Raw genomic sequence first — 24,380 nt, 5'->3', positions numbered from 1 at the left:
GCCCGTCAAAATGCTCGTTGCATGGCAATTTGGCGCAAAATACTATCTACTGACAAAAAAGATCGCATTTAGTTCGCCGTTCATCGTCACTTATGTGACATAACCGATAAGTAAAGGCCATGGCTCAGGAAATCGAATTAAAGTTTATTGTTAATCACAGTGCCGTTGAGGCGTTGCGTGACCATCTCAATACGCTGGGCGGCGAGCATCATGATCCCGTGCAGTTACTGAACATTTACTACGAAACGCCGGATAACTGGCTGCGTGGGCACGACATGGGGCTGCGTATTCGTGGCGAAAACGGTCGCTATGAGATGACCATGAAAGTTGCCGGACGGGTAACGGGCGGATTGCACCAGCGCCCGGAATATAACGTGGCGTTGAGTGAACCGACGCTCGATCTGGCGCAGTTACCGACGGAAGTCTGGCCAAACGGTGAGTTACCTGCCGATCTCGCGTCCTGCGTGCAGCCGCTGTTCAGCACCGATTTTTATCGCGAAAAATGGCTGGTGGAGGTCGATGGCAGCCAGATTGAAATCGCTCTCGATCAGGGCGAGGTGAAAGCCGGTGAATTTGCTGAACCTATCTGTGAGCTGGAACTGGAGCTGCTTAGCGGTGAAACGCGCGCGGTGCTGAAACTGGCGAACCAACTGGTATCGCAAACCGGATTACGCCAGGGCAGCCTGAGTAAAGCAGCGCGTGGCTATCATCTGGCGCAGGGCAATCCCACGCGTGAAATCAAACCCACCACCATTCTGCATGTTGCGGCAAAAGCCGATGTGGAACAGGGGCTGGAAGCGGCGCTCGAGCTGGCGTTAGCGCAATGGCAGTATCATGAAGAGCTGTGGGTGCGCGGCAACGATGCGGCGAAAGAACAGGTGCTGGCAGCCATCGGTCTTGTTCGCCATACGCTGATGCTGTTCGGTGGTATTGTGCCAAGAAAAGCGAGCACTCACTTACGTGACCTGCTGACCCAATGCGAGGCGACCATTGCTTCTGCGGTTTCTGCCGTGACGGCGGTCTACTCTACCGAAACGGCAATGGCGAAGCTGGCGTTGACCGAATGGCTGGTCAGCAAAGCCTGGCAGCCGTTTTTAGATGCCAAAGCGCAGGGCAAAATGAGCGACTCCTTTAAACGCTTTGCCGATATCCATCTTTCCCGCCATGCCGCTGAACTGAAAAGCGTTTTTTGCCAACCGTTGGGCGATCGCTACCGTGACCAGTTACCACGTCTGACGCGTGACATTGACTCAATACTGTTGCTGGCGGGTTACTACGATCCTCTCGTTGCGCAAGCCTGGCTGGAGAACTGGCAGGGACTGCGTCACGCCATTGCGACCGGGCAACGCATTGAAATTGAACATTTCCGCAATGAGGCAAACAATCAGGAACCGTTCTGGTTGCACAGCGGAAAACGTTAATCAGGCAAGGATAAAATCGCTTATGAAGCCGCTCTCTTCACCGTTACAGCAGTACTGGCAGACCGTTGTTGAGCGGCTGCCAGCGCCTTTAGCCGAGGAATCACTTAGCACACAGGCGAAGTCAGTACTTACTTTTAGTGATTTTGTGCAGGACAGCGTAATTGCGCATCCAGAGTGGCTAACGGAACTGGAAAGCCAGCCGCCGCAGGCCGACGAATGGCAGCATTACGCTGCATGGTTGCAGAAGGCGCTCAGTGATGTAAGCGATGAAGTCAGTTTAATGCGCGAGCTGCGGCTATTCCGGCGGCGCATTATGGTGCGCATCGCCTGGGCGCAAACTCTGGCGCTGGTGACTGAAGAGAGCATTTTGCAGCAGCTCAGCCATCTGGCGGAGACGCTGATTGTCACGGCGCGTGACTGGCTATATGAAGCCTGCTGCCGCGAGTGGGGAACGCCGTGCAATACGCAGGGCGAAGCGCAACCGATGCTGATTTTAGGCATGGGTAAGCTGGGCGGTGGGGAACTGAATTTCTCCTCAGATATCGATCTGATTTTTGCCTGGCCGGAACATGGCTGTACGCAGGGCGGACGCCGCGAACTGGATAACGCTCAGTTCTTTACCCGCATGGGCCAGCGGCTGATTAAAGTGTTGGATCAACCGACGCAAGATGGTTTTGTCTATCGCGTGGATATGCGTCTGCGTCCGTTTGGCGAAAGCGGCCCGCTGGTGTTAAGTTTTGCGGCGCTGGAAGATTATTACCAGGAGCAGGGTCGCGACTGGGAGCGTTATGCGATGGTCAAGGCGCGGATTATGGGCGATAGCGATGGCGTCTATGCTAACGAATTGCGTGCGATGCTGCGTCCGTTTGTTTTCCGCCGTTACATCGATTTCAGCGTCATCCAGTCGCTGCGCAACATGAAAGGGATGATTGCCCGTGAAGTGCGTCGACGCGGTTTGACCGACAACATCAAACTTGGCGCGGGCGGTATTCGCGAAATTGAATTTATCGTCCAGGTGTTCCAGCTCATTCGCGGCGGACGTGAACCGTCGCTGCAATCGCGCTCTTTACTGCCGACACTCAGCGCCATTGCCGTACTGCATCTGCTTTCTGAAAATGACGCCGAACAATTGCGAATGGCATATCTGTTCCTGCGGCGTCTGGAAAACCTGCTGCAAAGCATTAACGACGAACAAACCCAGACGCTTCCCGCTGATGAGCTTAACCGTGCGCGGCTGGCGTGGGCGATGGACTTCGCTGACTGGTCGCAATTGACCGGGGCGTTGACCGGACATATGACCAATGTGCGCCGGGTATTTAATGAACTGATTGGCGACGATGAAAGCGAAACTCAGGAAGAGTCGCTGTCGGAACAGTGGCGTGAGCTGTGGCAGGATGCGTTGCAGGAAGATGACACTACGCCAGTGCTGGCGCATCTTAGCGAAGATGATCGCAAAAAGGTGCTGACGCTGATTGCTGATTTCCGCAAAGAGCTGGATAAGCGCACAATCGGGCCGAGAGGACGTCAGGTGCTCGACCATCTGATGCCATATCTGCTAAGTGATGTCTGTGCGCGTGAAGACGCTGCTGTCACGCTGTCGCGCATTACCGCCTTGTTGGTGGGGATTGTTACTCGCACCACTTATCTTGAGTTGCTTAGTGAATTTCCGGCGGCACTTAAGCATTTGATTTCTCTGTGTGCCGCATCGCCGATGATTGCCAGCCAACTGGCGCGTTATCCATTATTGCTGGATGAACTGCTCGATCCAAATACCCTCTACCAACCGACGGCGACCGATGCCTACCGTGATGAGTTGCGCCAGTATTTGCTGCGCGTGCCGGAAGATGACGAAGAACAACAGCTTGAGGCGCTACGCCAGTTTAAACAGGCGCAACTGTTACGCATTGCGGCAGCGGATATCGCCGGTACGCTACCGGTGATGAAAGTGAGCGATCACTTAACCTGGCTGGCGGAAGCCATGATAGATGCTGTCGTTCAGCAGGCGTGGGTTCAAATGGTCGCCCGCTACGGTAAACCGAATCACCTGAACGAACGCGAAGGTCGTGGTTTTGCGGTGGTCGGCTACGGTAAGCTGGGTGGCTGGGAGTTAGGTTACAGTTCCGATCTTGACCTTATCTTCCTCCATGATTGCCCGATGGATGTGATGACCGACGGCGAGCGGGAAATCGACGGGCGGCAATTTTATCTGCGTCTGGCGCAACGCATTATGCATCTGTTCAGTACGCGTACTTCTTCCGGCATTTTGTACGAAGTGGATGCGCGGCTGCGTCCGTCCGGGGCGGCGGGAATGCTCGTGACATCCGCTGAAGCGTTTGCCGATTATCAGAAAAGCGAGGCCTGGACGTGGGAACATCAGGCACTGGTTCGTGCGCGTGTGGTATATGGCGATCCACAGCTCACTGCGCACTTTGACGCGGTGCGTCGGGAAATTATGATGCTGCCGCGTGAAAGTAAAACTCTGCAAACGGAAGTACGGGAAATGCGTGAGAAAATGCGCGCTCATCTCGGCAATAAACATCGCGATCGCTTTGATATCAAAGCCGATGAAGGCGGAATTACCGATATCGAATTTATTACTCAATATCTGGTGTTGCGCTACGCTCATGAAAAACCGAAGTTAACGCGTTGGTCAGACAACGTGCGCATTCTGGAACTGCTGGCGCAAAACGACATTATGGAAGAGCAGGAAGCGATGGCGCTGACCCGTGCTTACACGACGCTGCGCGATGAACTTCATCATCTGGCGTTACAGGAATTACCGGGTCATGTGCCGGATGAGTGCTTCACCGCAGAGCGTGAACTGGTGCGGGCAAGCTGGCAGAAGTGGCTGGTGGAGGAATGAAGTGTGATATTATCGCGCGCAAATTTTGAATCTCTCAGGAGACAGGAATGAAAGTAACGCTGCCAGAGTTTGAACGTGCAGGAGTGATGGTGGTTGGTGATGTGATGCTGGATCGTTACTGGTACGGTCCCACCAGCCGTATCTCGCCGGAAGCGCCGGTGCCCGTGGTTAAAGTTAATACCATTGAAGAACGTCCGGGCGGCGCAGCCAACGTGGCGATGAACATCGCTTCTCTTGGTGCTAACGCTCGCCTGGTCGGGTTGACCGGTATTGATGATGCGGCGCGTGCGCTGAGTAAATCACTGGCGGACGTCAACGTAAAATGCGACTTCGTTTCTGTGCCAACGCATCCGACCATCACCAAACTGCGGGTGCTTTCCCGTAACCAACAGTTGATCCGCCTGGATTTCGAAGAAGGTTTCGAAGGTGTTGATCCGCAGCCGCTGCATGAGCGGATTAATCAGGCGCTAAGTTCGATTGGCGCGCTGGTGCTTTCTGACTACGCCAAAGGTGCGCTGGCAAGCGTGCAGCAGATGATCCAACTGGCGCGTAAGGCGGGCGTTCCGGTGCTGATTGATCCAAAAGGCACCGATTTTGAACGTTACCGTGGCGCTACGCTGCTGACGCCAAATCTCTCAGAATTTGAAGCCGTTGTCGGTAAATGTAAGACCGAAGAAGAGATTGTTGAACGTGGCATGAAACTGATTGCCGATTACGAACTTTCTGCGCTGCTGGTGACCCGTTCAGAGCAGGGTATGTCGCTGCTGCAACCGGGTAAAGCGCCGCTGCATATGCCAACCCAGGCGCAGGAAGTGTATGACGTTACCGGTGCGGGTGACACGGTAATTGGCGTACTGGCGGCAACGCTGGCGGCGGGTAATTCGCTGGAAGAAGCTTGCTTCTTTGCCAATGCGGCGGCGGGCGTAGTGGTCGGCAAACTGGGGACATCCACGGTTTCTCCCATTGAGCTGGAAAACGCGGTGCGTGGACGTGCGGACACCGGCTTTGGCGTGATGACCGAAGAGGAACTGAAGCTGGCTGTAGCGGCGGCGCGTAAACGCGGCGAAAAAGTGGTGATGACCAACGGCGTCTTCGACATTCTCCATGCCGGGCATGTCTCCTATCTGGCAAACGCCCGCAAACTGGGTGACCGCCTGATTGTCGCAGTGAACAGCGATGCTTCCACCAAACGACTGAAAGGGGATTCTCGTCCGGTTAACCCGCTCGAACAGCGTATGATTGTGCTGGGCGCACTGGAAGCTGTCGACTGGGTGGTGTCGTTTGAAGAAGACACGCCGCAGCGCCTGATCGCCGGCATCTTGCCAGATCTGCTGGTGAAAGGCGGCGACTATAAACCGGAAGAGATCGCCGGGAGTGAAGAAGTCTGGGCCAACGGCGGTGAAGTGCTGGTGCTCAACTTTGAAGACGGTTGCTCGACGACCAATATCATCAAGAAGATCCAACAGGATAAAAAAGGCTAACCGGAAAGCGGTTCACAGATCTCGTTTCGTACCTGGCAGGCCTATTGACGCTGTTGTTTTTTCAACCTAGAGTAAAGGAACAAGGGTAAGGGAGGATTTCTCCCCCCTCTGATGAGTTGTTAGTAAGTCGGGAAACTTAACAGTAACAACACAACCAGTATGATGACGAACTTCATCATAACCCTTTCCTTCTGTAAGGCTCCTTCCTCGGGAGGGGCTTTCCCGTTTCAGCCCCTTACAGACTCCCCGATTGTTGATGAGCGGCAGACCCCGCGCAATGCTTTTTCTGATGCAGTTTTACCTTCCCCGAGTCGACTCGCAAAACGCTGTAACAAGCTGATCATTTGCACTTTTTAGCGGAACGCAGATATAAAAAATCCCCGGCTTTTTGAGCCAGGGATGTGGATATAAGAAGATTTACTCTACGTTATCTGCGATGGGTATCGATGGAGTCAATGGTGAAGTCAATGCCGCCAGCGAACCGCCTGAAACGCCGATTTCATTGAGGAGAGAGTCAATAAGCGGTGCCTGTGTGCGGTAAGAAAGGGCGGCTGATAACGCCTGTTCTGCCAGATTACCCCCACCAACGCAGCCTGATGTCGCATCACCCGTAGCGCCTCCACGATTCAGTCCATCCACCTGAATTATTTTAATACCGTCGATAGACTTCATCGGTTCTACGGATTTCTCGATTACTGCAGGAAGAGACTGCAACAGCGCCAGCTTGAACTTAAGACTGGTTTGTTCGTCAGAAAGTACGTTGATAGCGTCGTTCAATGCACGTTGTGCTTCCGCTTCCGCCAGGCCTTTTTTACGTGTTGCCTCAGCTAACTCTACGATTGCTGCCGCCTGCATCTCTGCGGCTTCTTTTTCAGCTTTCGCGCGGACGGTCAGTTCGACCGCTTTGGTTTCCGCGTCTTGTGCTGCGGCAATCAGAGCAACCTGCTTGGCACGATCGGCTTCGGCGGTCTGACGGGTTGTTTCCACGTTTTGCTGGGCGCTTACCGCTTCTGCAAGTGCGAGGTTGGCACGCGCTTCCGCTTGTGACTGCTGTTCCGATTTGGCCGCAATAGCGATCGATTTCGTCTGGTTGGCGATTTCGGTGACCTGCTGCTGTTCGATTTCTTTAATGCGAACTTCGCGTTCGGCCTCAACTTTTCTTGAGCGCACGGCCTGTTCGCGGTCGATTTCTGTTTCCTGAATTTGCCGTTCAGCCAGAATACGCGTCTGCTCTGCTTCACGACGACGTTCAGCTTCAAAAGCCGCAATTTTCGCATTCTGCTCTGCGGTGCGGGTTTTAACCTGCTGCTCCTGCTCAAGTGTCATAAACGCTTCTTGCTGTTCAATTTCCAGCTTCCGCGACAGCGCATCACGGTTTTTCTCACGTACTGCGACTTCCACATCCTGTTCAACTTCGTTACGCTCGCGGCGACGGCGTTCTGTTTCCTGCGTCAGCTTGGTTAAACCTTCGGCGTCAAAGGCGTTGTTCGGATTAAAATGTTCTTTAGAGGTCTGGTTAAAGTTGGTAAGTGACACGCTTTCCAGTTCCAGACCGTTTTTCGACAAGTCTTCTGCAACGGTATTTTGCACCCCCTGAACGAAGTTTTCGCGTGTATCCTGTAACTCATGCATGGTCATTTGTGCTGCGGTGGCACGCAGAGCATCGACGAATTTATCTTCGACCAGCATCCGTAAATCTTCCGGCGATAAGGTTCGTTGCCCTAACGTCTGAGCGGCGGTGGCGATGCCTTCTACCGACGGTTTTACCCGCACGAAGAAAGCGACCACGACATCGACACGCATACGATCTTTCGTAATTAAACTATCAATCGTCGAGCGACTGACTTCCAGTTTCAATGTATTCATATTGATAGGGATTATTTCATGGAAGATCGGCATAACAATTGCGCCGCCACTCATAACCACTTTTTGTCCGCCTAATCCGGTACGGACAAATGCCTGCTCGGCAGATGCCCGACGATAAAGTCGCGCGAAAATAATACCAATAATAAATAGAACGCATACGGCAACAATCGCCATAAACATCCAGGAAGGCACTAAATTAACAATATCATCCATTACTAAATTTCCTTTTAATTAAATGTTTATAATATATTTGGCCAGGGGTTTTTTTCAGCTAAATACCGCGTTGAAGAAAGCCGGCAAATAATTAACACCTTGTCACCTTTATTAAAAAAATCACCTTCTTCAGGTTCCAGTAATAAATAGTGTGTTTGACCGAATTGATCGGTGAGTTTTCCTTCACAGGGGTGACCTGAAGTTGCCTGATGACCGGTAATTAATGCCATGCAGCCAATATATTCTTCTTCGGTAATAGCAGAGCTATGGTCACGTGGAACCCAGGGGGCAATTATCTTGCCGGTATAATGCACCATGATAATGGTGAGCAGTAAACTGACTGGAACAACGAACAGATTCGAGAGTGGGGCTTGCCAGAGCAAGATGCAGGTGTGCTGTAGCAAAACGCCAAGCAGTCCAAAGAAACCGGCTAACAGGCAGAGGACGACGAGGGCTGGCAGCCTTCCGATATTGAGATAATGAAACGCTTGACTAATATTACCTGTGGTTATGGAATCGTAATGATCAAGATGTGCATCAAGAGCGCCAGAGAGCATATGGCCACAGATAATGGCAATAATTTCCAACAGACCGATTAATAGTACAAAGGAAATAGCGAAAAGATAAGGTGCGTTATAGTCGGCAAATAAAATCATCAGTCACTCCATCGTCCATTCAGTGACGCATTGTTTATTATGGTATGGTTTCCTTGCTTACATTTGCCCTGACTAATAATAACATATGTTAGTGAGTTCTTAAAAGGAGAAGTCCTTTAATGTTATTTTTTATTTTTAGAAAAAGTGTGATCCTAAACAATATATTTACGCACGTTATGTTTAAAGGCACTACACTGATTAGGGAATACTGAAATCAGAAAAAGCATATAGCCTTAAAAGGTATGCGATAACCGGAGGATGTGCTTATGGATCATAGTCTTAATTCTTTAAATAATTTCGATTTCCTGGCGCGTAGTTTTGCCAGAATGCATTCTGAAGGCCGCCCGGTCGATATTCTGGCCGTCACCGGTAATATGGATGAAGAACATCGGACCTGGTTTTGCGCCCGCTATGCTTGGTATTGCCAGCGGATGACACAGTCAAAAGAACTGGAATTAGAACATTGATATTACGGGCCATTTGGCCCGTTTTTGTGTTGCTTTATTCTGCTTTATCAACGGGTGGGATAGCTGGAGGAGACTGAACTTCTGCTACCGGGTTATTGCGCGCTTCCAATTCACTGATGCGCTGTTCCAGTAACGCCAGTTTCTCACGGGTCCGTAACAGAACCTGCGTCTGAACGTCGAATTCTTCACGGCTCACAAGATCGAGACGCGTCAGCTGCGCCTGGAGGGTTTGGCGGATTTTTTTCTCCACATCTTCCCCGAACTCCCTGATTCCTTTAGGCATTGATTCGTGAACCTGGCGAGCGATTTGCTCAATTTTTTTCGGGTCAATCATTGTAGTTTCCCTGTACTGATAGGTGTTAAGTGCCATTGTAGTGCGATAAGGGTAAGGCATAAACCAGAATTATGTGAACCTATGCGTTGCCGCCGCTAATCATTAGCGTTATAGTGAATCCGCTTATTCTCAGGGCGGGGCGAAATTCCCCACCGGCGGTAAATCAACGTATGAACATTGCTTATGAACATAGTTGAAAGCCCGCGAGCGCTTTGGGTGCAAACTCAAAGGACAGCAGATCCGGTGTAATTCCGGGGCCGACGGTTAAAGTCCGGATGGGAGAGAGTAACGATTCTGTCGGGCATGGACCCGCTCACGTTATTTTGGCTATAAGCCGCCACTCCTAAGACTGCCCTGATTCTGGTAACCATAATTTTAGTGAGGTTTTTTTACCATGAATCAGACGCTACTTTCCTCTTTTGGTACGCCTTTCGAACGTGTTGAAAATGCACTGGCTGCGCTGCGTGAAGGACGCGGTGTAATGGTGCTTGATGATGAAGACCGTGAAAACGAAGGCGATATGATCTTCCCGGCAGAAACGATGACCGTTGAGCAGATGGCGCTGACCATTCGCCACGGTAGCGGTATTGTTTGCCTGTGTATCACCGAAGATCGTCGTAAACAGCTTGATCTGCCGATGATGGTGGAAAATAACACCAGTGCCTATGGCACCGGTTTTACCGTGACCATTGAAGCTGCTGAAGGTGTGACTACCGGTGTTTCTGCCGCTGATCGTATTACAACCGTTCGTGCTGCTATTGCCGATGGCGCGAAACCGTCAGATCTGAATCGTCCGGGCCACGTTTTCCCACTTCGCGCGCAGGCAGGTGGTGTACTGACTCGCGGTGGTCATACTGAAGCGACTATTGATCTGATGACGCTGGCAGGCTTTAAACCGGCAGGTGTACTGTGTGAGTTGACGAATGATGATGGCACCATGGCGCGTGCGCCAGAGTGCATCGAGTTTGCGAATAAACACAATATGGCACTGGTTACCATCGAAGATCTGGTGTCATACCGTCAGGCACATGAGCGTAAAGCCAGCTGAAAATCGCTGCTTAATTTACCGCGTTAATCAAGAAACCGAAGTTGTTGCTGGCTTCGGTTTTTATTTTGCCTTCATTATGCAAGATGTTAATTCCGCTTCTCTTTCTATGAGAAAATTTCATTAATATCAGGCAACCTTTTTCATTATGATCAAAATCATATAATTGTTTCGTTATTATGCGACCATATGAATATATCCGAAAAAGGATATGTGAAATTTATGCGCCAAATGTTTAGTAATGTTAAATGTTAAGGGTAAAAAGGATGTTTATCGCCTGGTACTGGATTGTATTGATTGCGCTGGCTGTGGTGGGTTATTTCCTGCATCTGAAACGTTATTGTCGGGCGTTCCGCCAGGACAGAGACGCACTGCTGGAAGCGCGGAACAAATACTTAAACAGTGCGAGAGAAGAGGCAGCAGAAAAGCTGGAATAGGGCTTTTGTGATGTTTGCAGATGTTGTCCATGCGCCGGACAACATCTGAAGCCGTTTTTAACCAATTCCTGCCGTTTGTAGCAGTACTAAACTGAACCCCATCACTGACATTCCACATAGAACGCCATAGCTGGGGTTATTATTGGGATCAATTTCTTTAGCCAATGGCATTAATTCATCAACGGAAAGTGCGACCATAATACCTGCAACCGCCGCCATGATTGCTGCCATTACCACTGGAGAAATCATGCTACCGAGGATTAACCACGCCAGAACACCACCGAGAATCTCTGCCAGTCCAGAAATCCCTGCCCACAGAATTGCGGTGCGTTTAGACCCCGTTGCCGCGTAAACCGGGCCTGCAACCGCCAGACCTTCAGGAATATTATGCAACGCCACTGCCAGAGCGATACCAAAGCCCAGCTCCAGGTTACTGCTTGCTGTGACAAAGGTGGCAATCCCTTCCGGGAAGTTATGCAGGCTGATACCCAGAGTGAGCAGAATAGCAGTGCGCTTGATTGATTTTGGTAGCGGCTGCACTGATTTTTGCATTAAATCCTGCGGGTGAGCATGTGGCAACATGCGGTCCAGGCCAAAATAGCCCAGCAAACCAACGATAAACATACCGTAGCCCAGCACAGGCGACATCCCTTCGGCGGCTAATGCGGCAGGAAGCATCTCCATTAATGAGATGAGCAACATAATCCCCGCCGCAAATCCCAGCGAAAACGCCAGCAGTCGGTTTGAGGGTTTTTGCCCAAGAACGCCGAGAAACGCGCCAATAAACGTGGCTGCCCCCGCCAGTATGGTCAGAATGAGAGGTACTGACATCGACAACTCCTTATAATTCTTCAACTTCAGGTGGAGCTTCAAAATAACTGATGATGATCATCATGGTTATCTGGGTTCTTCGCCCACCGAACAAGCGTATTGTGAGGATATCAAAATGACACCTTCAATTAAGGATATCATCATGTCTTCAACGCGTATGCCAGCATTGTTTTTAGGTCACGGTAGCCCGATGAACGTGCTGGAAGATAATTTATATACCCAGGCCTGGCAGCGGCTAGGCGAGACATTGCCGCGCCCGAAAGCGATAGTCGCTATTTCTGCGCACTGGTTTACCCGTGGCACGGGAGTAACAGCAATGGAAACGCCACCGACAATTCATGACTTTGGCGGCTTTCCTCAGGCGTTATACGAAACGCATTATCCGGCTCCGGGTTCACCTGCTTTGGCACAGCGACTGGTCGAATTGCTGGCGCCAGTACCTGTTACCCTGGATAAAGAAGCCTGGGGTTTTGACCACGGTTCCTGGGGCGTGCTGATTAAGATGTATCCTGACGCTGACATCCCGCTGGTGCAGTTGAGTATCGATAGTACTAAACCCGCCGCCTGGCATTTCGAAATGGGACGTAAGCTGGCGGCGCTGCGCGATGAAGGGATAATGTTAGTTGCCAGTGGCAACGTGGTGCATAACCTGCGCACGGTGAAGTGGCATGGCGATAGTTCACCGTACCCGTGGGCGATGTCGTTCAATGAGTATGTGAAAGCGAATCTGACGTGGCAAGGGGTGGTTGAAGAGCATCCACTAGTGAACTACCTCGACCATGAAGGTGGGGCGTTATCGAATCCAACACCGGAACACTTTCTGCCACTGTTGTATGTGTTAGGTGCGTGGGATGGTCAGGAGCCGGTGACTGTTCCGGTTGATGGTATAGAGATGGGCAGTTTAAGCATGTTGTCGGTGCAGGTAGGTTAAAAGATGAGAAGAACCGAAGCCACATTGCTGGCTTCGGTTCTCGTTACCTTACTTTTGCAGCAGCTTGAGTCCCCATGCGCCGCTCATCACTAGCAGCAGTAATAAACAGAGACCAAAAGCCAACATACAGGCCTGTGCCATGTTCATAAAGTGCCACGGCGGTAGTAGATACCAGCCTTCAGATTGCTGATACATCTCTACAAACCACTGCTGCATACTGCTCAGTGTGACGCCATCGGGAACGATTGGCGCGTCATAGCCACAATCTCCGGTCGGTTTGAACCAGTTTGGTGCCCACTGTGCAAGCGGCAGGTTAAAGGGGAAAGTGGGATCGGTAGAGCAACCCTGTACGCCAAACAGTGAATCGGGCTCCGGGTTATGCACCGCATGGTGGATATCGTTCAGTTTGAGTGAAAACTTCAGCCCCATAATGCTGCCGTAAAATGCCATCACGCAGCCAATCAACTTAAGGACGATATTCTTCGGGTTGATCGCCGCAACCAATCCTCCAATAACCATTACAAACATGGCGTAGCGAATGTAAACGCATTGTTCGCATGGTGCCATGTAGAGATAGATTTGGAAGAACGAGTGCGCGAGGATAATCAGCGCGCCCATCGCAGCGGCCATTAACAACCACAAAAAGCGTTGTTCCTGCCATTTGACCAGCGTGTTCACCGGTGATGTGCGTAGGTCTTTCCACATTCCCTTAATACCCATAGCCTGTTTCCCTGTTATTTGCTTGCTAACTCGCGGATAAGGTCTGCCATCGCATCAATGGATTTAATACTCTTGGTGTAGATCAAGTACTTACCATTAACGACATAGGCCGGAACCCCCTGGATTTTGGCGACTTCATAAGAGGCTTTCCATTTTTCCAGTGTTTCTTGTACCGCTGGCTCTTTCAGTGCTGCTTCAAAATCCGCCTGGCTCATACCTGCGGCATCCAGACCAGTTTTGATAAAGGCAGCGGGATCTTTGCCGTCAGACCAGCGTTCTTTTTTGTCGTGATATGCCGCGTAGTAGGCAAACTTGGCCTTCTTAAACTGAGAGTTAGCATCAAATAAGGAAATGCCTGCGGCTTTATCTTTATTTATCAAGACCGCAAAGACTTCGCTTGCTTGTTTGCCGTATTCACCTTTGGTTTCCAGATGAAAAGGCGTGAAAGCAACGACATCTTTCACTTTTTCAGAGACAGGGCCAGTCACTGCTTTGTCATACTTGTAGCAGAACGGGCAGGCATAGCTGAACACTTTAATCAGCGTTTTATCGGCGTTCGGAATCGGTTTTTCCAGAACCATATAATCCGTGCCTTCGGTGAATGCAGATGCGGTAAATGAAACCGCCAGAGCTGCGGTCAGCAGTACACTTTTAAACAGTGATGAGATCCCTAATTTCGACATTTTTTATTCCCTTCTTAATTATTTAAACATCTGCTGTGGACGGACTAACAGCGCACGATAGTGAGTCTGGTTGGGTTTATCAGACAGCACGTCGATTTCCACTTTCACTTCTTTGGTTTTGTAATCTATTTCGTTCAACTTACCGACGGTTGGCTGCCCGACATCGAACAAATGAATAGAACCACCGAAGCCAAACATGGTGTTGCGGTCGGCTTGATATTCAATGATAGAGGTGATTGGGCTATAGAAATCGTAGCCACGTTCTTTACCGTATTCCCAAACTTGCTGAACGGTGCCTTTCTTCTCATCAATCTTATATTCCACAAAGCGGGAATATTTCATGGTTGGTAAGGCAGGTTGTTCCAGATGGCGACCGTCGCCATTATCAAAGATAGTGAGCGTACCTTTACTGGAAATCCAGGCGGTATGCTGGGTGTAGGTAAAGTCGAAGTCTGAGTTTTCACACAGACCGTTTTCGTTACACGTAATAGGTTTACCGTTAGCATCAACTGGTTTCAGCAGCTTGCTAGCCAGTGGTTTTTCCCAGCCTTTCGATGGCGCAAGGATCCATTTCACTTGCTTATCACGACCAATCTTCACTACGCCCTGATGACGAGAGGAGAGAATAATTGAGTCATCTTTTGCGTCATAAGCGATGGAATTAACGTGCGCCCAGTTACGGCCTGGCCCTACACCCAGAGCGTCGCCAAACGGTGTATCTGGTTCCAGTTTTGCCTGTTGTCCTGCATGGGCAAGGTCAACGTTAACGCAAACTGCACCTGCATCCAGCGCGCCGAGCAGTGCATCGCGTTTCGGATCGAGGATCTTCGTCAGATCCCATACATCGACAACGCGACCAGATTTATCGACTTCGAGGATATGGTCACGAATGGTGGTGACGTGTACGCCGTCATCGCGACGATAGTTACTCTTACCTACGCGCAACAGTACCGTGCCATTTGGCGTCTCAATGGATTCATGAGTGGCGTCAGCGAATCCGCGCGGCAGTTTATGATCTTCCAGCACCTGACCCATCATGTCGAACTCGTACCAGTGCTGACCCTGTACTGCGGTAAAGGTGCCGCGTGGCGTTTCGCGGATGCCCATCAGATAACCACGCTTGTTGATATCGCGGTCACGACCATCGTAGAAGGTGTCTTGATCCAGCCACCAGCGGTATTCACCTTCGGTATCGACGATAAAGGTGAATGGCGCGATATCAAAAGGCAGTGCGCCGGTTGCCGGACCCGCATCGAGGATCCCGGCATTTTTATCTTTCTCACCATGCCAGTGGAGGTCGGAACCTTGCGCAGTAAAGGTATGGGTATTAACCAGATAGAGGCGGTCTTCAAAACCTGGCGCGACTTTAACAACTTTGGTTTGCTGTAGGTCGGAGATGGAGCGGTTATCCATGTAATTATTGACGATGGCGGAAGTCTGCACCACGTAATCATCTTTCATGGCCTTACCGTTTTCTTTCCACTCAACGGTTACTTTGTTAGCAAATTTCTGGTAAAGACCAAAAATCGGTACACCATCGTAAGTTTTTAGTGACTCCTGACCCACGTGATAGCTGATTTCAACGCCTTTTTCGCCTTTCCCGTGGACGGTAACTTTGACGTCAGAAATGGCATGGCTATCTAAATCAACCACAGCAGTCAGAGGAGCATTACCGTAGGGATCAACGATGACTGCGCCGAGTTGCCCGGCAGGTGGTGCAGGTTTAAAACCTGCTGCCATCACCCCTGATGCTGACAAACCCAGAGTTATCGCCACAGCTCCGGCTACCAGAGTTTTTCTATATTTATCAAACATGGATATATCTCCTTATATAACGCAAATATATAATAATGATGAATATCGACTGTTGAGATGGTACTAATAAATTCATTTGACGAATGAAAGTGTATTTCTAATAGTTGTTATAAATGCTTTTTTACTTGATTTAGATTTTTGTATTTCTCTGTAACAAATATTTTCTTTTAGTCGATACTAGGGGGGCAATATATCAATAACAATATTCAATATTGTGTAGTGTGATCCCAGCGACATTGTTTTTTAATTATTAAATCTATTCTTGGTGCAATAAAAGTTATAAATAAACATATAAAACAACAAGTTACTATGTGGTTTTATTAGTTAATTTAATTACAATATCGCTTACATATGACGATCTAATATTAAATTAGGAATTAATGTTAAATAAAGGTGATAGATGTAGTTGATTATATATAGGTGGGAGTGATGATTTGCGGATTATAATAAATTGCCCCAGTAAACGGGGCAATTTTGAACAGTATTATTCAACAAAAATATGCGGATAAAACCGTGACATGTCCTGGGTGATTAATGCTCGGTCTTCACGAATCCCAATTCCGGCAGGTTGATCGTTCACCAGCCAACTTCCAATCAGCATATAACTGTCGCCAAATTTCGGTAGTGGATGGAATTGCTGAACAATCATCCCTTCTTCGCCATACGGACCTTCCGCTGCTTCAATGGTTTTACCGTTCTCAATGATCGACACGTTTGCGCCTTCACGGGAGAAGATCGGTTTAACCACATATTTTTCCATTTGCGGATGATCATCTTCCGCAAAATAAGCGGGCAGCAGGTTCGGGTGATTCGGGAACATCTCCCACAGCAGCGGCAGAAGCGCCTTGTTGGAGATAATGCTCTTCCACGCCGGTTCCAGCCAACGCACGCCAGCATCTTCAAGTTTAGTGGAGAACATTTCGCGCAGCATAAATTCCCACGGATACAGTTTGAACAGGTTAGCGATGACCTGATCCTGCAAATCTGTGAACTGACCTTTTTCGCCTAAACCGATATCGTCGATGTACAGAAACTCGGTGGCGATTTCAGCTTCGGTCGCGCAGTCCTGCAAATACTGAATGGTGCCACGATCTTCCACTGTGTCGCGACAGCAGGTGAGATGCAGCAACTGAAAGCCGTACTGCTCACGCAACTCGACAAAACGGTCAATGAGCTTTTCTTGCAGACTGTTAAACTGGTCGCTGCCTTCCGGCAGGTTGCCCGCGTTAAGCTGATCTTCCAACCAGATCCACTGAAAGAACGCCGCCTCGTATAGTGACGTTGGCGTATCGGCGTTATTTTCCAGAAGTTTAGGTTCGCCAGTGCCATCCCACGCCAGATCAAGACGCGAATAAAGCGACGGCTGGTGCGTCAGCCATGACTGACGCACAAAACTCCAGGTGTGTTTTGGAATGCGGAATTTGGTCATCAGCTCGTCGCTGGCGATCACTTTTTCCACCACCTTCAGGCACATCTGGTGTAGTTCAGCGGTGACCTCTTCCAGCTTTTCAACCTGGGCGAGGGTCAATTTGTAGTAAGCATCTTCACACCAGTACGGCTCACCGTACATGGTATGGAAATTGAAACCGTACTCGTGAGCTTTCTCGCGCCAGTCCGGGCGCTCGGTAATACTGACTCTTTCCATCGGTATCAGCCGCCCATTGAACGAGAGGAAGTGCCGGTTGCGCTACGCTGCATGGTGCTTTGTTTGGCAACAGATTCACCAAAGCCGCCACGGGTAACGGTGGTGGTGGTGGCTGGTTTCGGCGCCATGGCTGTTTTCGGTACGGTCATGGTGCGGCCTGGCTGGGCTGCGCCATAGTTTTTACCGGTGGCATCAGTGTATTTGCCGTAAGCCGGGCTGGCCGGGTTTTTCGAAGAGAACAGCGGTTGTTGCGCAAAGCCCGCGCCGCCGCCCATCAGACGTCCCATCATGTAACCGGCCATCAGCGGCATCCAGAAGCTACCGCTGGATTGCTGAGCCTGCGCCTGGTTTTCTGGCGCCATGCCAGCCTGAGCAGGTGCCTGCTGGCATTGACCTTCGCCAAATTCAGCAACACAGTCTTCACGGGTGGCGTATTTCGGCGCAGTACGTTCCGCTTCTTTCAGCGCATTATTGTACGCAGTGGTGCATTCTGCACTTTTGCCTGGGTTTGCCGCTGAACAATCATCAGCATTTTGATACAGAGACACTGTTTCATCACTCTTTTCACAGCCTGCCAGCATAAAAACAGTGGCAACCGCGAGAGCAACAGGTGTCAGATGGCGTGCGCTCCAGTTTTTGCGGAACGATGCGTGGCGTATGGATTTTGTCCGTTTCATTTTTGTCTTCCGGGACCAGTGGTAAATACCCATCAGAATAGAGGATGGCTGGTCGAAATTGAAGCGAGAAGGGGGAAGAATGCGGCAGATAACCCGTATCTTTACGTTGCCTTACGTTCAGACGGGGCCGAAGCCCCGTCGTCGTCATCAGTTACGGAAAGGGTTATGACCGTTACTGGTGGTAGTGCGTGCGGATGTTTGCTGAACGACGGGTGCCGGGCTATCAGGCGCATAGCCATCAGCAATAGCATTCTGTTCTGGCGTTGGCGGCGCAACGTTTTCCGGATTAGTAGAAACCGGTTTGCTCAGCGCATTGTTTAGTGCCAGCAGATCCTGCTCGTTCAACGTACCCAGAGCTGATTTAATATTCAACTGGTTAATCAGGTAGTTATAACGCGCATTTGCCAGTTCTTGTTTGGCGTTGTACAGCGTAGTGGTGGCGTCCAACACATCAACAATGGTACGCGTACCGACCGAGTAGCCCGCTTCCATCGCGTCTAATGAGCTTTGGGCGGAAACAACGGCTTGTTTGTAAGCGTTAATGCTACTGATAGATGCATTAATGTTGTTGAAAGAGGAACGCACGGTTTGCACGACGCTACGGTGTGCGCTTTCCAGTTGTTCGCTGGCACCGACAAAGTTGTACTGTGCCTGTTTCACCTGCGAGTTAACCATTCCGCCCTGATAAATCGGCAGCGAGAAGCTCAGACCCACTTTGTTCTGACCCATATTGCTGTCGTCATACTGGGCACTGTTCGCTCCACGGGTTTTCGAACCGCTATAAGAGGTGTCAGAAATCCCGGTAGAAGCCGTTAAATCCAGCGTCGGTAAGTGACCATCCTGCGCCTGGCGAATTTGCTCGCGCGCCAGATCCTGGCTCAAACGTGCCTGTAACAGCGACAGGTTGCGTTTTTCTGCTTCTTTCAGCAGCGCGTTAACCGGCTGTGGTTTGTCGGTTTTGAAGTTTTCGACATTCAGGGCCGCCAGTTCCGGATAGTAATTACCGGTGATCTGACGCAGTTGTTCAACGGCATTGTCGAGGTTGTTACGTGCGGTCACTTCGTTCGCCAGCACGGTATCGTACTGTGCGCGGGCGTTCTGCACGTCAGTGATCGCCACCAGACCCACGTTAAAACGTTGGGTGGTTTGATCTAACTGACGGTAGATCGCTTCTTTTTGCGCCTGGGTATAGGAAAGCACGTCAATAGCATTCAACACGTTGAAATAAGCGGTCGCAGTGTTGAGGATCAAGGTTTGTTGATCGGTCTGATAGGTGACGTCCTGAATACCGGCAGCCTTTTCCTGCAAGGTCAGCGCCCGCCATTTCGACATATCGAAAATGGACTGAGTCAACTGCAGGGATGCACTGGTTGCGTTAGAGTTGATGCCGTTCGCGTCGCGGTAGCCGTTGCTATAGGTGTAATCTGCACCTAAACCTAGCTGTGGCAGTAATGGACTGCGCGCTTCATTAATTTTTTCAAAGGCAGCATCACGATCGGCGGCAGACTTACGCAATTCCGGGTTACTAAGGCGTGCTTGCTGATAAACTTGCATCAGGTTCTCGGCCTGGCTCAACGTACTGAACCCAGAAAGGCTCAGGCCGATAAGAATGGGGAGCAATTTCTTCATTTGCATTCCTTGTGGTGAAGCAGTATTTAGCGCTGATCAAACTGTAAAATTATTGCGGATTCTAGCAGAAGCCGCTACCGCAAAAGGTTGGCGTTACGTGCCATAGGGCATTAATGTGCCTCAATTTAACACATGACTGCTCAAACGGCAGTCAAACGTCGCTGAAATTCACATTTTATTCACTATTAGTGCCAGGACATTAACCATGCTTAAGCCAGACAACCTGCCCGTTTCATTTGGCAAAAACGATGTAGAAATTATTGCACGAGAAACACTTTATCGCGGCTTTTTTTCATTAGATCTTTATAGGTTTCGTCATCGTCTATTCAACGGGCAAATGAGTCATGAAGTCCGCAGAGAAATTTTTGAGCGCGGTCACGCCGCAGTCTTGCTACCCTTTGACCCAGTGCGTGATGAAGTCGTGTTGATTGAGCAGATACGGATTGCCGCGTATGACACCAGCGAAACGCCCTGGCTACTGGAAATGGTTGCCGGGATGATTGAAGAGGGGGAAAGTGTGGAAGATGTCGCCCGACGCGAAGCGATTGAAGAGGCGGGGCTGATAGTCAAACGAACCAAACCGGTGTTAAGTTTCCTGGCAAGCCCAGGCGGCACCAGTGAGCGTTCGTCAATTATGGTGGGCGAAGTGGACGCCACGACCGCAAGCGGTATTCACGGTCTGGCTGATGAAAACGAAGATATTCGCGTTCATGTGGTAAGCCGGGAACAGGCCTACCAGTGGGTAGAAGAGGGGAAAATCGACAACGCAGCGTCAGTCATCGCTTTGCAATGGCTGCAACTGCATCATCAAGCGTTAAAAAATGAGTGGGCATAAATGAAGCGTTACACACCTGACTTTCCTGAAATGATGCGCCTGTGCGAGATGAACTTTTCACAATTGCGCCGTTTGTTACCGCGCAATGATGCACCCGGCGAAACTATAAGCTATCAGGTGGCAAACGCACATTATCGGCTAACGATAGTGGAATCGACCCGATACACTACCCTGGTGACAATAGAACAGACTGCGCCTGCGATCAGTTACTGGAGCCTTCCGTCAATGACGGTGCGTCTGTATCATGACGCGATGGTGGCTGAAGTGTGTTCAAGCCAGCAGATTTTTCGCTTCAAAGCGCGGTATGATTATCCTAATAAAAAGTTGCATCAACGCGACGAAAAGCATCAAATTAATCAGTTTTTAGCGGATTGGTTGCGATACTGTTTAGCACATGGAGCGATGGCGATTCCGGTTTATTAGCGTCGTGAAACCTAAGGACACCATTTGGAAAGCCTGTTAACCCTTCCTCTGGCTGGTGAGGCCAGAGTCAGGATTTTACAAATTACCGACACTCACCTGTTTGCACAAAAGCACGAAGCCCTGTTGGGGGTAAACACCTGGGAGAGCTACCAGGCTGTGCTGGAGGCGATTCGTCCACACCAGCACGAATTCGACCTGATTGTCGCGACAGGTGATTTAGCGCAGGATCAAACTGCTGCGGCCTATCTGCACTTTGCGGAAGGCATCGCAAGCTTTCGTGCGCCCTGCGTCTGGCTGCCGGGAAACCATGATTTCCAGCCCGCGATGTACAGCGCGTTACAGGATGCGGGTATCTCCCCGGCGAAGCGGGTGTTTATTGGTGAGCAATGGCAAATCCTGTTGCTGGATAGCCAGGTGTTTGGCGTACCGCACGGCGAATTGAGCGAGTTTCAGCTTGATTGGCTGGAGCGTAAGCTGTCTGATGCGCCAGAGCGCCATACGTTGCTGCTACTGCACCATCATCCGCTGCCTGCAGGCTGTAGCTGGCTCGACCAACACAGTCTGCGTAACGCAGGTGAACTGGATAATGTGCTGGCGAAGTTTCCGCACGTCAAATATCTGCTGTGTGGTCATATTCATCAGGAACTCGATCTCGACTGGAACGGGCGCCGCCTGATGGCAACGCCGTCGACCTGTGTACAATTTAAACCACACTGTTCCAACTTCACGCTGGACACCATTGCTCCCGGCTGGCGTACGCTGGAGTTACATGCTGATGGCACGCTGACTACCGAAGTGCACCGCCTTGCGGACACGCGTTTCCAACCTGATACCGCTTCAGAAGGTTACTGATGTCTACGCTTCTTTATTTACACGGTTTCAACAGCTCGCCGCGTTCTGCAAAAGCGAGCTTGTTGAAAAACTGGCTGGCGGAACATCACCCTGACGTTGAGATGATTATTCCGCAGTTGCCGCCGTATCCTTCCGATGCGGCAGAACTGCTGGAATCCATTGTCCTGGAACATGGCGGCGATTCGCTGGGTATCGTCGGTTCATCACTGGGGGGTTACTACGCCACCTGGTTGTCGCAATGTTTTATGCTGCCCGCAGTGGTGGTAAACCCGGCGGTGCGCCCGTTTGAATTGCTAACAGACTATCTCGGTCAGAACGAGAACCCCTACACCGGGCAGCAATATGTGCTAGAGTCACGCCATATTTACGATCTCAAAGTCATGCAGATTGACCCGCTGGAAGCGCCGGATCTTATCTGGCTGCTGCAACAGACGGGAGATGAAGTGCTGGATTACCGCCAGGCGGTGGCGTACTACGCTTCCTGCCGCCAGACTGTAATAGAAGGCGGCAACCACGCATTCACGGGCTTCGAAGATTATTTCAACCCGATCGTCGATTTTCTTGGTCTGCACCATCTCTGACGATCAACTCGAATTGCTAACTTAAACCATGACGCAAACTTATAACGCTGATGCCATTGAGGTACTCACCGGGCTTGAGCCGGTTCGCCGCCGTCCGGGGATGTATACCGATACCACTCGCCCTAACCATTTGGGGCAAGAAGTTATTGATAACAGTGTCGATGAAGCACTGGCGGGTCACGCAAAACGCGTGGATGTAATTTTACATGCTGACCAGTCGTTAGAAGTGATTGACGATGGGCGCGGGATGCCGGTGGATATTCACCCGGAAGAGGGTGTACCGGCGGTTGAACTGATTCTTTGCCGTCTGCACGCAGGCGGTAAATTCTCTAACAAAAATTACCAGTTCTCTGGCGGCCTGCATGGCGTGGGGATTTCGGTGGTTAACGCCTTGTCGAAGCGCGTAGAAGTCAACGTGCGCCGCGATGGCCAGATTTATAACATCGCGTTTGAAAATGGCGAAAAGGTACAGGATTTGCAGGTCGTCGGCACTTGCGGTAAACGCAATACCGGCACCAGCGTGCACTTCTGGCCGGATGAAACCTTCTTTGACAGCCCGCGCTTTTCTGTTTCCCGGCTTACACATGTACTGAAAGCCAAAGCAGTACTGTGCCCCGGCGTTGAGATCACCTTTAAAGATGAGATCAACAACACTGAGCAACGCTGGTGTTATCAGGACGGTCTGAACGATTACCTGGCGGAAGCGGTAAACGGTTTACCGACACTGCCGGAAAAACCGTTTATCGGTAATTTCGCTGGCGATACTGAAGCGGTTGACTGGGCGCTACTGTGGCTACCGGAAGGCGGTGAACTGCTGACCGAAAGCTACGTCAACCTGATCCCAACGATGCAGGGCGGTACGCACGTTAACGGTCTGCGTCAGGGCTTGCTGGATGCGATGCGTGAGTTTTGCGAATACCGCAACATTCTGCCGCGCGGCGTGAAACTGTCGGCGGAAGATATCTGGGATCGCTGCGCATATGTGTTGTCAGTAAAAATGCAGGATCCGCAGTTTGCCGGGCAGACCAAAGAGCGTCTCTCTTCGCGTCAATGTGCGGCATTCGTTTCTGGCGTGGTTAAAGATGCCTTCACCCTGTGGCTGAACCAGAACGTCCAGGCGGCGGAACTACTTGCTGAGATGGCGATTTCCAGCGCCCAGCGTCGTATGCGTGCCGCCAAAAAAGTGGTACGTAAAAAGCTGACCAGCGGCCCGGCGCTGCCTGGCAAACTGGCTGACTGCACCGCGCAGGATCTTAACCGTACCGAACTGTTCCTCGTGGAAGGGGACTCTGCAGGCGGATCTGCCAAGCAGGCGCGCGATCGTGAATATCAGGCGATCATGCCGTTGAAAGGTAAGATCCTTAACACCTGGGAAGTCTCTTCCGATGAAGTACTGGCCTCGCAGGAAGTGCACGATATTTCGGTTGCGATCGGTATTGATCCTGACAGCGATGATCTTAGCCAGCTACGTTACGGCAAGATCTGTATCCTCGCGGATGCGGACTCCGATGGCCTGCACATTGCCACGCTGCTCTGCGCGCTGTTTGTAAAACACTTTCGCACGCTAGTGAAACATGGTCACGTTTACGTTGCTCTGCCACCGCTCTACCGTATTGATCTGGGTAAAGAGGTCTATTACGCGCTGACAGAAGAAGAGAAAGAGGGCGTACTTGAGCAATTAAAACGCAAGAAAGGCAAGCCGAACGTCCAGCGTTTTAAAGGTCTCGGGGAAATGAACCCGATGCAATTGCGCGAAACCACGCTTGATCCGAATACTCGCCGTCTGGTGCAGTTGACTATTGATGATGAAGACGATCAGCGTACTGACGCGATGATGGATATGCTGCTGGCGAAGAAACGCTCGGAAGACCGTCGTAACTGGTTGCAAGAGAAAGGCGACATGGCGGAGATTGAGGTCTGATAATCCTCCCGTCAGGAGAATAAAACATAGCCCGGTATACAATCGTATACCGGG

Annotated in this window: 23 protein-coding genes and 1 riboswitch; of the genes, 12 read left to right on the top strand and 11 right to left on the bottom strand. The window is 50.7% G+C overall.

What is annotated here, in order from left to right; genetic code table 11:
• Positions 1–119: 119 nt before the first annotated feature.
• Genes ygiF through hldE form a run of 3 tightly spaced genes read left to right on the top strand, consistent with a single transcriptional unit; the run spans position 120 to position 5,765 of the window.
• Complete coding sequence (gene ygiF / locus RGV86_RS09470; protein ID WP_137598343.1) at positions 120–1,421, top strand: inorganic triphosphatase; 1,302 nt, start codon at positions 120–122, stop codon at positions 1,419–1,421.
• 22 nt (positions 1,422–1,443) lie between these two features.
• Positions 1,444–4,284, top strand: a complete 2,841-nt coding sequence (gene glnE, locus RGV86_RS09465) for a bifunctional [glutamate--ammonia ligase]-adenylyl-L-tyrosine phosphorylase/[glutamate--ammonia-ligase] adenylyltransferase (protein WP_085461202.1) — start codon at positions 1,444–1,446, stop codon at positions 4,282–4,284.
• A 47-nt stretch (positions 4,285–4,331) separates the two neighbouring features.
• On the top strand, positions 4,332–5,765 hold the full coding sequence (hldE, locus tag RGV86_RS09460; RefSeq protein ID WP_000869176.1) for a bifunctional D-glycero-beta-D-manno-heptose-7-phosphate kinase/D-glycero-beta-D-manno-heptose 1-phosphate adenylyltransferase HldE: 1,434 nt from the start codon (positions 4,332–4,334) through the stop codon (positions 5,763–5,765).
• A gap of 119 nt (positions 5,766–5,884) precedes the next feature.
• Here the strand turns inward: hldE and ibsE are convergent, their stop codons facing one another.
• The 3 genes from ibsE to RGV86_RS09445 all read right to left on the bottom strand — a co-directional run bounded on the left by ibsE (position 5,885) and on the right by RGV86_RS09445 (position 8,500).
• Positions 5,885–5,944, bottom strand: a complete 60-nt coding sequence (gene ibsE / locus RGV86_RS09455; protein ID WP_001387082.1) for a type I toxin-antitoxin system Ibs family toxin — start codon at positions 5,942–5,944, stop codon at positions 5,885–5,887.
• A gap of 238 nt (positions 5,945–6,182) precedes the next feature.
• On the bottom strand, positions 6,183–7,844 hold the full coding sequence (locus tag RGV86_RS09450) for a flotillin family protein (protein ID WP_000341010.1): 1,662 nt from the start codon (positions 7,842–7,844) through the stop codon (positions 6,183–6,185).
• Between the two features lie 26 nt (positions 7,845–7,870).
• A complete protein-coding gene (locus RGV86_RS09445) occupies positions 7,871–8,500 on the bottom strand; it encodes an OB-fold-containig protein (protein WP_000599919.1) in 630 nt (209 codons plus the stop codon).
• Positions 8,501–8,766: 266 nt separating this feature from the next.
• Between RGV86_RS09445 and glgS the strand changes: the two genes are divergently transcribed.
• Positions 8,767–8,967 carry a cell surface composition regulator GlgS gene (glgS, locus tag RGV86_RS09440; protein ID WP_010348753.1) on the top strand — a complete coding sequence of 67 codons (201 nt, stop codon included), beginning with the start codon at positions 8,767–8,769 and terminating at the stop codon, positions 8,965–8,967.
• Positions 8,968–9,001: 34 nt separating this feature from the next.
• Here the strand turns inward: glgS and ubiK are convergent, their stop codons facing one another.
• A complete protein-coding gene (ubiK, locus tag RGV86_RS09435) occupies positions 9,002–9,301 on the bottom strand; it encodes a ubiquinone biosynthesis accessory factor UbiK (RefSeq protein ID WP_010347865.1) in 300 nt (99 codons plus the stop codon).
• A 121-nt stretch (positions 9,302–9,422) separates the two neighbouring features.
• Positions 9,423–9,592: riboswitch (FMN riboswitch) on the top strand.
• Between the two features lie 103 nt (positions 9,593–9,695).
• Between ubiK and ribB the strand changes: the two genes are divergently transcribed.
• A complete protein-coding gene (ribB, locus tag RGV86_RS09430; RefSeq protein ID WP_001076999.1) occupies positions 9,696–10,349 on the top strand; it encodes a 3,4-dihydroxy-2-butanone-4-phosphate synthase in 654 nt (217 codons plus the stop codon).
• A 263-nt stretch (positions 10,350–10,612) separates the two neighbouring features.
• On the top strand, positions 10,613–10,783 hold the full coding sequence (gene yqiD, locus RGV86_RS09425) for a protein YqiD (RefSeq protein WP_000469260.1): 171 nt from the start codon (positions 10,613–10,615) through the stop codon (positions 10,781–10,783).
• A gap of 57 nt (positions 10,784–10,840) precedes the next feature.
• Here yqiD and zupT read toward each other — a convergent pair whose 3' ends face one another.
• On the bottom strand, positions 10,841–11,614 hold the full coding sequence (zupT, locus tag RGV86_RS09420; protein WP_000115866.1) for a zinc transporter ZupT: 774 nt from the start codon (positions 11,612–11,614) through the stop codon (positions 10,841–10,843).
• Between the two features lie 142 nt (positions 11,615–11,756).
• On the opposite strand from zupT, the gene ygiD reads away from it, so the two are divergent.
• The gene (ygiD, locus tag RGV86_RS09415) at positions 11,757–12,545 is read left to right on the top strand and encodes a 4,5-DOPA-extradiol-dioxygenase (protein ID WP_085461200.1); all 789 of its coding nucleotides are present in this window, start codon (positions 11,757–11,759) and stop codon (positions 12,543–12,545) included.
• A gap of 48 nt (positions 12,546–12,593) precedes the next feature.
• On the opposite strand, the gene dsbI is transcribed toward ygiD, so the two are convergent.
• The 6 genes from dsbI to tolC all read right to left on the bottom strand — a co-directional run bounded on the left by dsbI (position 12,594) and on the right by tolC (position 19,714).
• On the bottom strand, positions 12,594–13,265 hold the full coding sequence (gene dsbI / locus RGV86_RS09410) for a protein-disulfide oxidoreductase DsbI (protein WP_032226305.1): 672 nt from the start codon (positions 13,263–13,265) through the stop codon (positions 12,594–12,596).
• Between the two features lie 14 nt (positions 13,266–13,279).
• A complete protein-coding gene (locus RGV86_RS09405) occupies positions 13,280–13,948 on the bottom strand; it encodes a thiol:disulfide interchange protein DsbA/DsbL (protein WP_000040018.1) in 669 nt (222 codons plus the stop codon).
• Positions 13,949–13,966: 18 nt separating this feature from the next.
• Entirely contained in the window at positions 13,967–15,763 is a 1,797-nt protein-coding gene (gene assT / locus RGV86_RS09400; protein WP_000459857.1) for an arylsulfate sulfotransferase AssT, read from the bottom strand.
• Between the two features lie 484 nt (positions 15,764–16,247).
• Positions 16,248–17,408, bottom strand: a complete 1,161-nt coding sequence (locus RGV86_RS09395) for a glutathionylspermidine synthase family protein (protein ID WP_000442852.1) — start codon at positions 17,406–17,408, stop codon at positions 16,248–16,250.
• 5 nt (positions 17,409–17,413) lie between these two features.
• Complete coding sequence (locus RGV86_RS09390) at positions 17,414–18,085, bottom strand: DUF1190 family protein (RefSeq protein WP_000831543.1); 672 nt, start codon at positions 18,083–18,085, stop codon at positions 17,414–17,416.
• Between the two features lie 147 nt (positions 18,086–18,232).
• Positions 18,233–19,714: an outer membrane channel protein TolC gene (tolC, locus tag RGV86_RS09385; RefSeq protein WP_000735301.1), complete on the bottom strand. Its 1,482-nt coding sequence runs from the start codon at positions 19,712–19,714 to the stop codon at positions 18,233–18,235.
• 205 nt (positions 19,715–19,919) lie between these two features.
• Here tolC and nudF point away from each other — a divergent pair, with 205 nt between their 5' ends.
• The 5 genes from nudF to parE are packed head-to-tail and all read left to right on the top strand — an operon-like array spanning position 19,920 to position 24,326.
• Positions 19,920–20,549, top strand: a complete 630-nt coding sequence (nudF, locus tag RGV86_RS09380; RefSeq protein ID WP_000917108.1) for an ADP-ribose diphosphatase — start codon at positions 19,920–19,922, stop codon at positions 20,547–20,549.
• Positions 20,550–20,972, top strand: a complete 423-nt coding sequence (locus tag RGV86_RS09375; protein ID WP_000833387.1) for a DUF1249 family protein — start codon at positions 20,550–20,552, stop codon at positions 20,970–20,972.
• Between the two features lie 24 nt (positions 20,973–20,996).
• The gene (cpdA, locus tag RGV86_RS09370; RefSeq protein ID WP_000444758.1) at positions 20,997–21,824 is read left to right on the top strand and encodes a 3',5'-cyclic-AMP phosphodiesterase; all 828 of its coding nucleotides are present in this window, start codon (positions 20,997–20,999) and stop codon (positions 21,822–21,824) included.
• The gene (gene yqiA / locus RGV86_RS09365; protein ID WP_000105733.1) at positions 21,824–22,405 is read left to right on the top strand and encodes an esterase YqiA; all 582 of its coding nucleotides are present in this window, start codon (positions 21,824–21,826) and stop codon (positions 22,403–22,405) included. The genes cpdA and yqiA overlap by 1 nt, the downstream gene beginning before the upstream one ends.
• A gap of 28 nt (positions 22,406–22,433) precedes the next feature.
• Positions 22,434–24,326, top strand: a complete 1,893-nt coding sequence (gene parE, locus RGV86_RS09360) for a DNA topoisomerase IV subunit B (protein ID WP_000195277.1) — start codon at positions 22,434–22,436, stop codon at positions 24,324–24,326.
• Positions 24,327–24,380: the final 54 nt, after the last annotated feature.

Source organism: Escherichia ruysiae, from assembly GCF_031323975.1.
GTDB classification, from domain to species: domain Bacteria; phylum Pseudomonadota; class Gammaproteobacteria; order Enterobacterales; family Enterobacteriaceae; genus Escherichia; species Escherichia ruysiae.
Note: the sequence above shows the minus strand (reverse complement) of the source record. Positions and strands in the feature narration are given on the sequence as shown.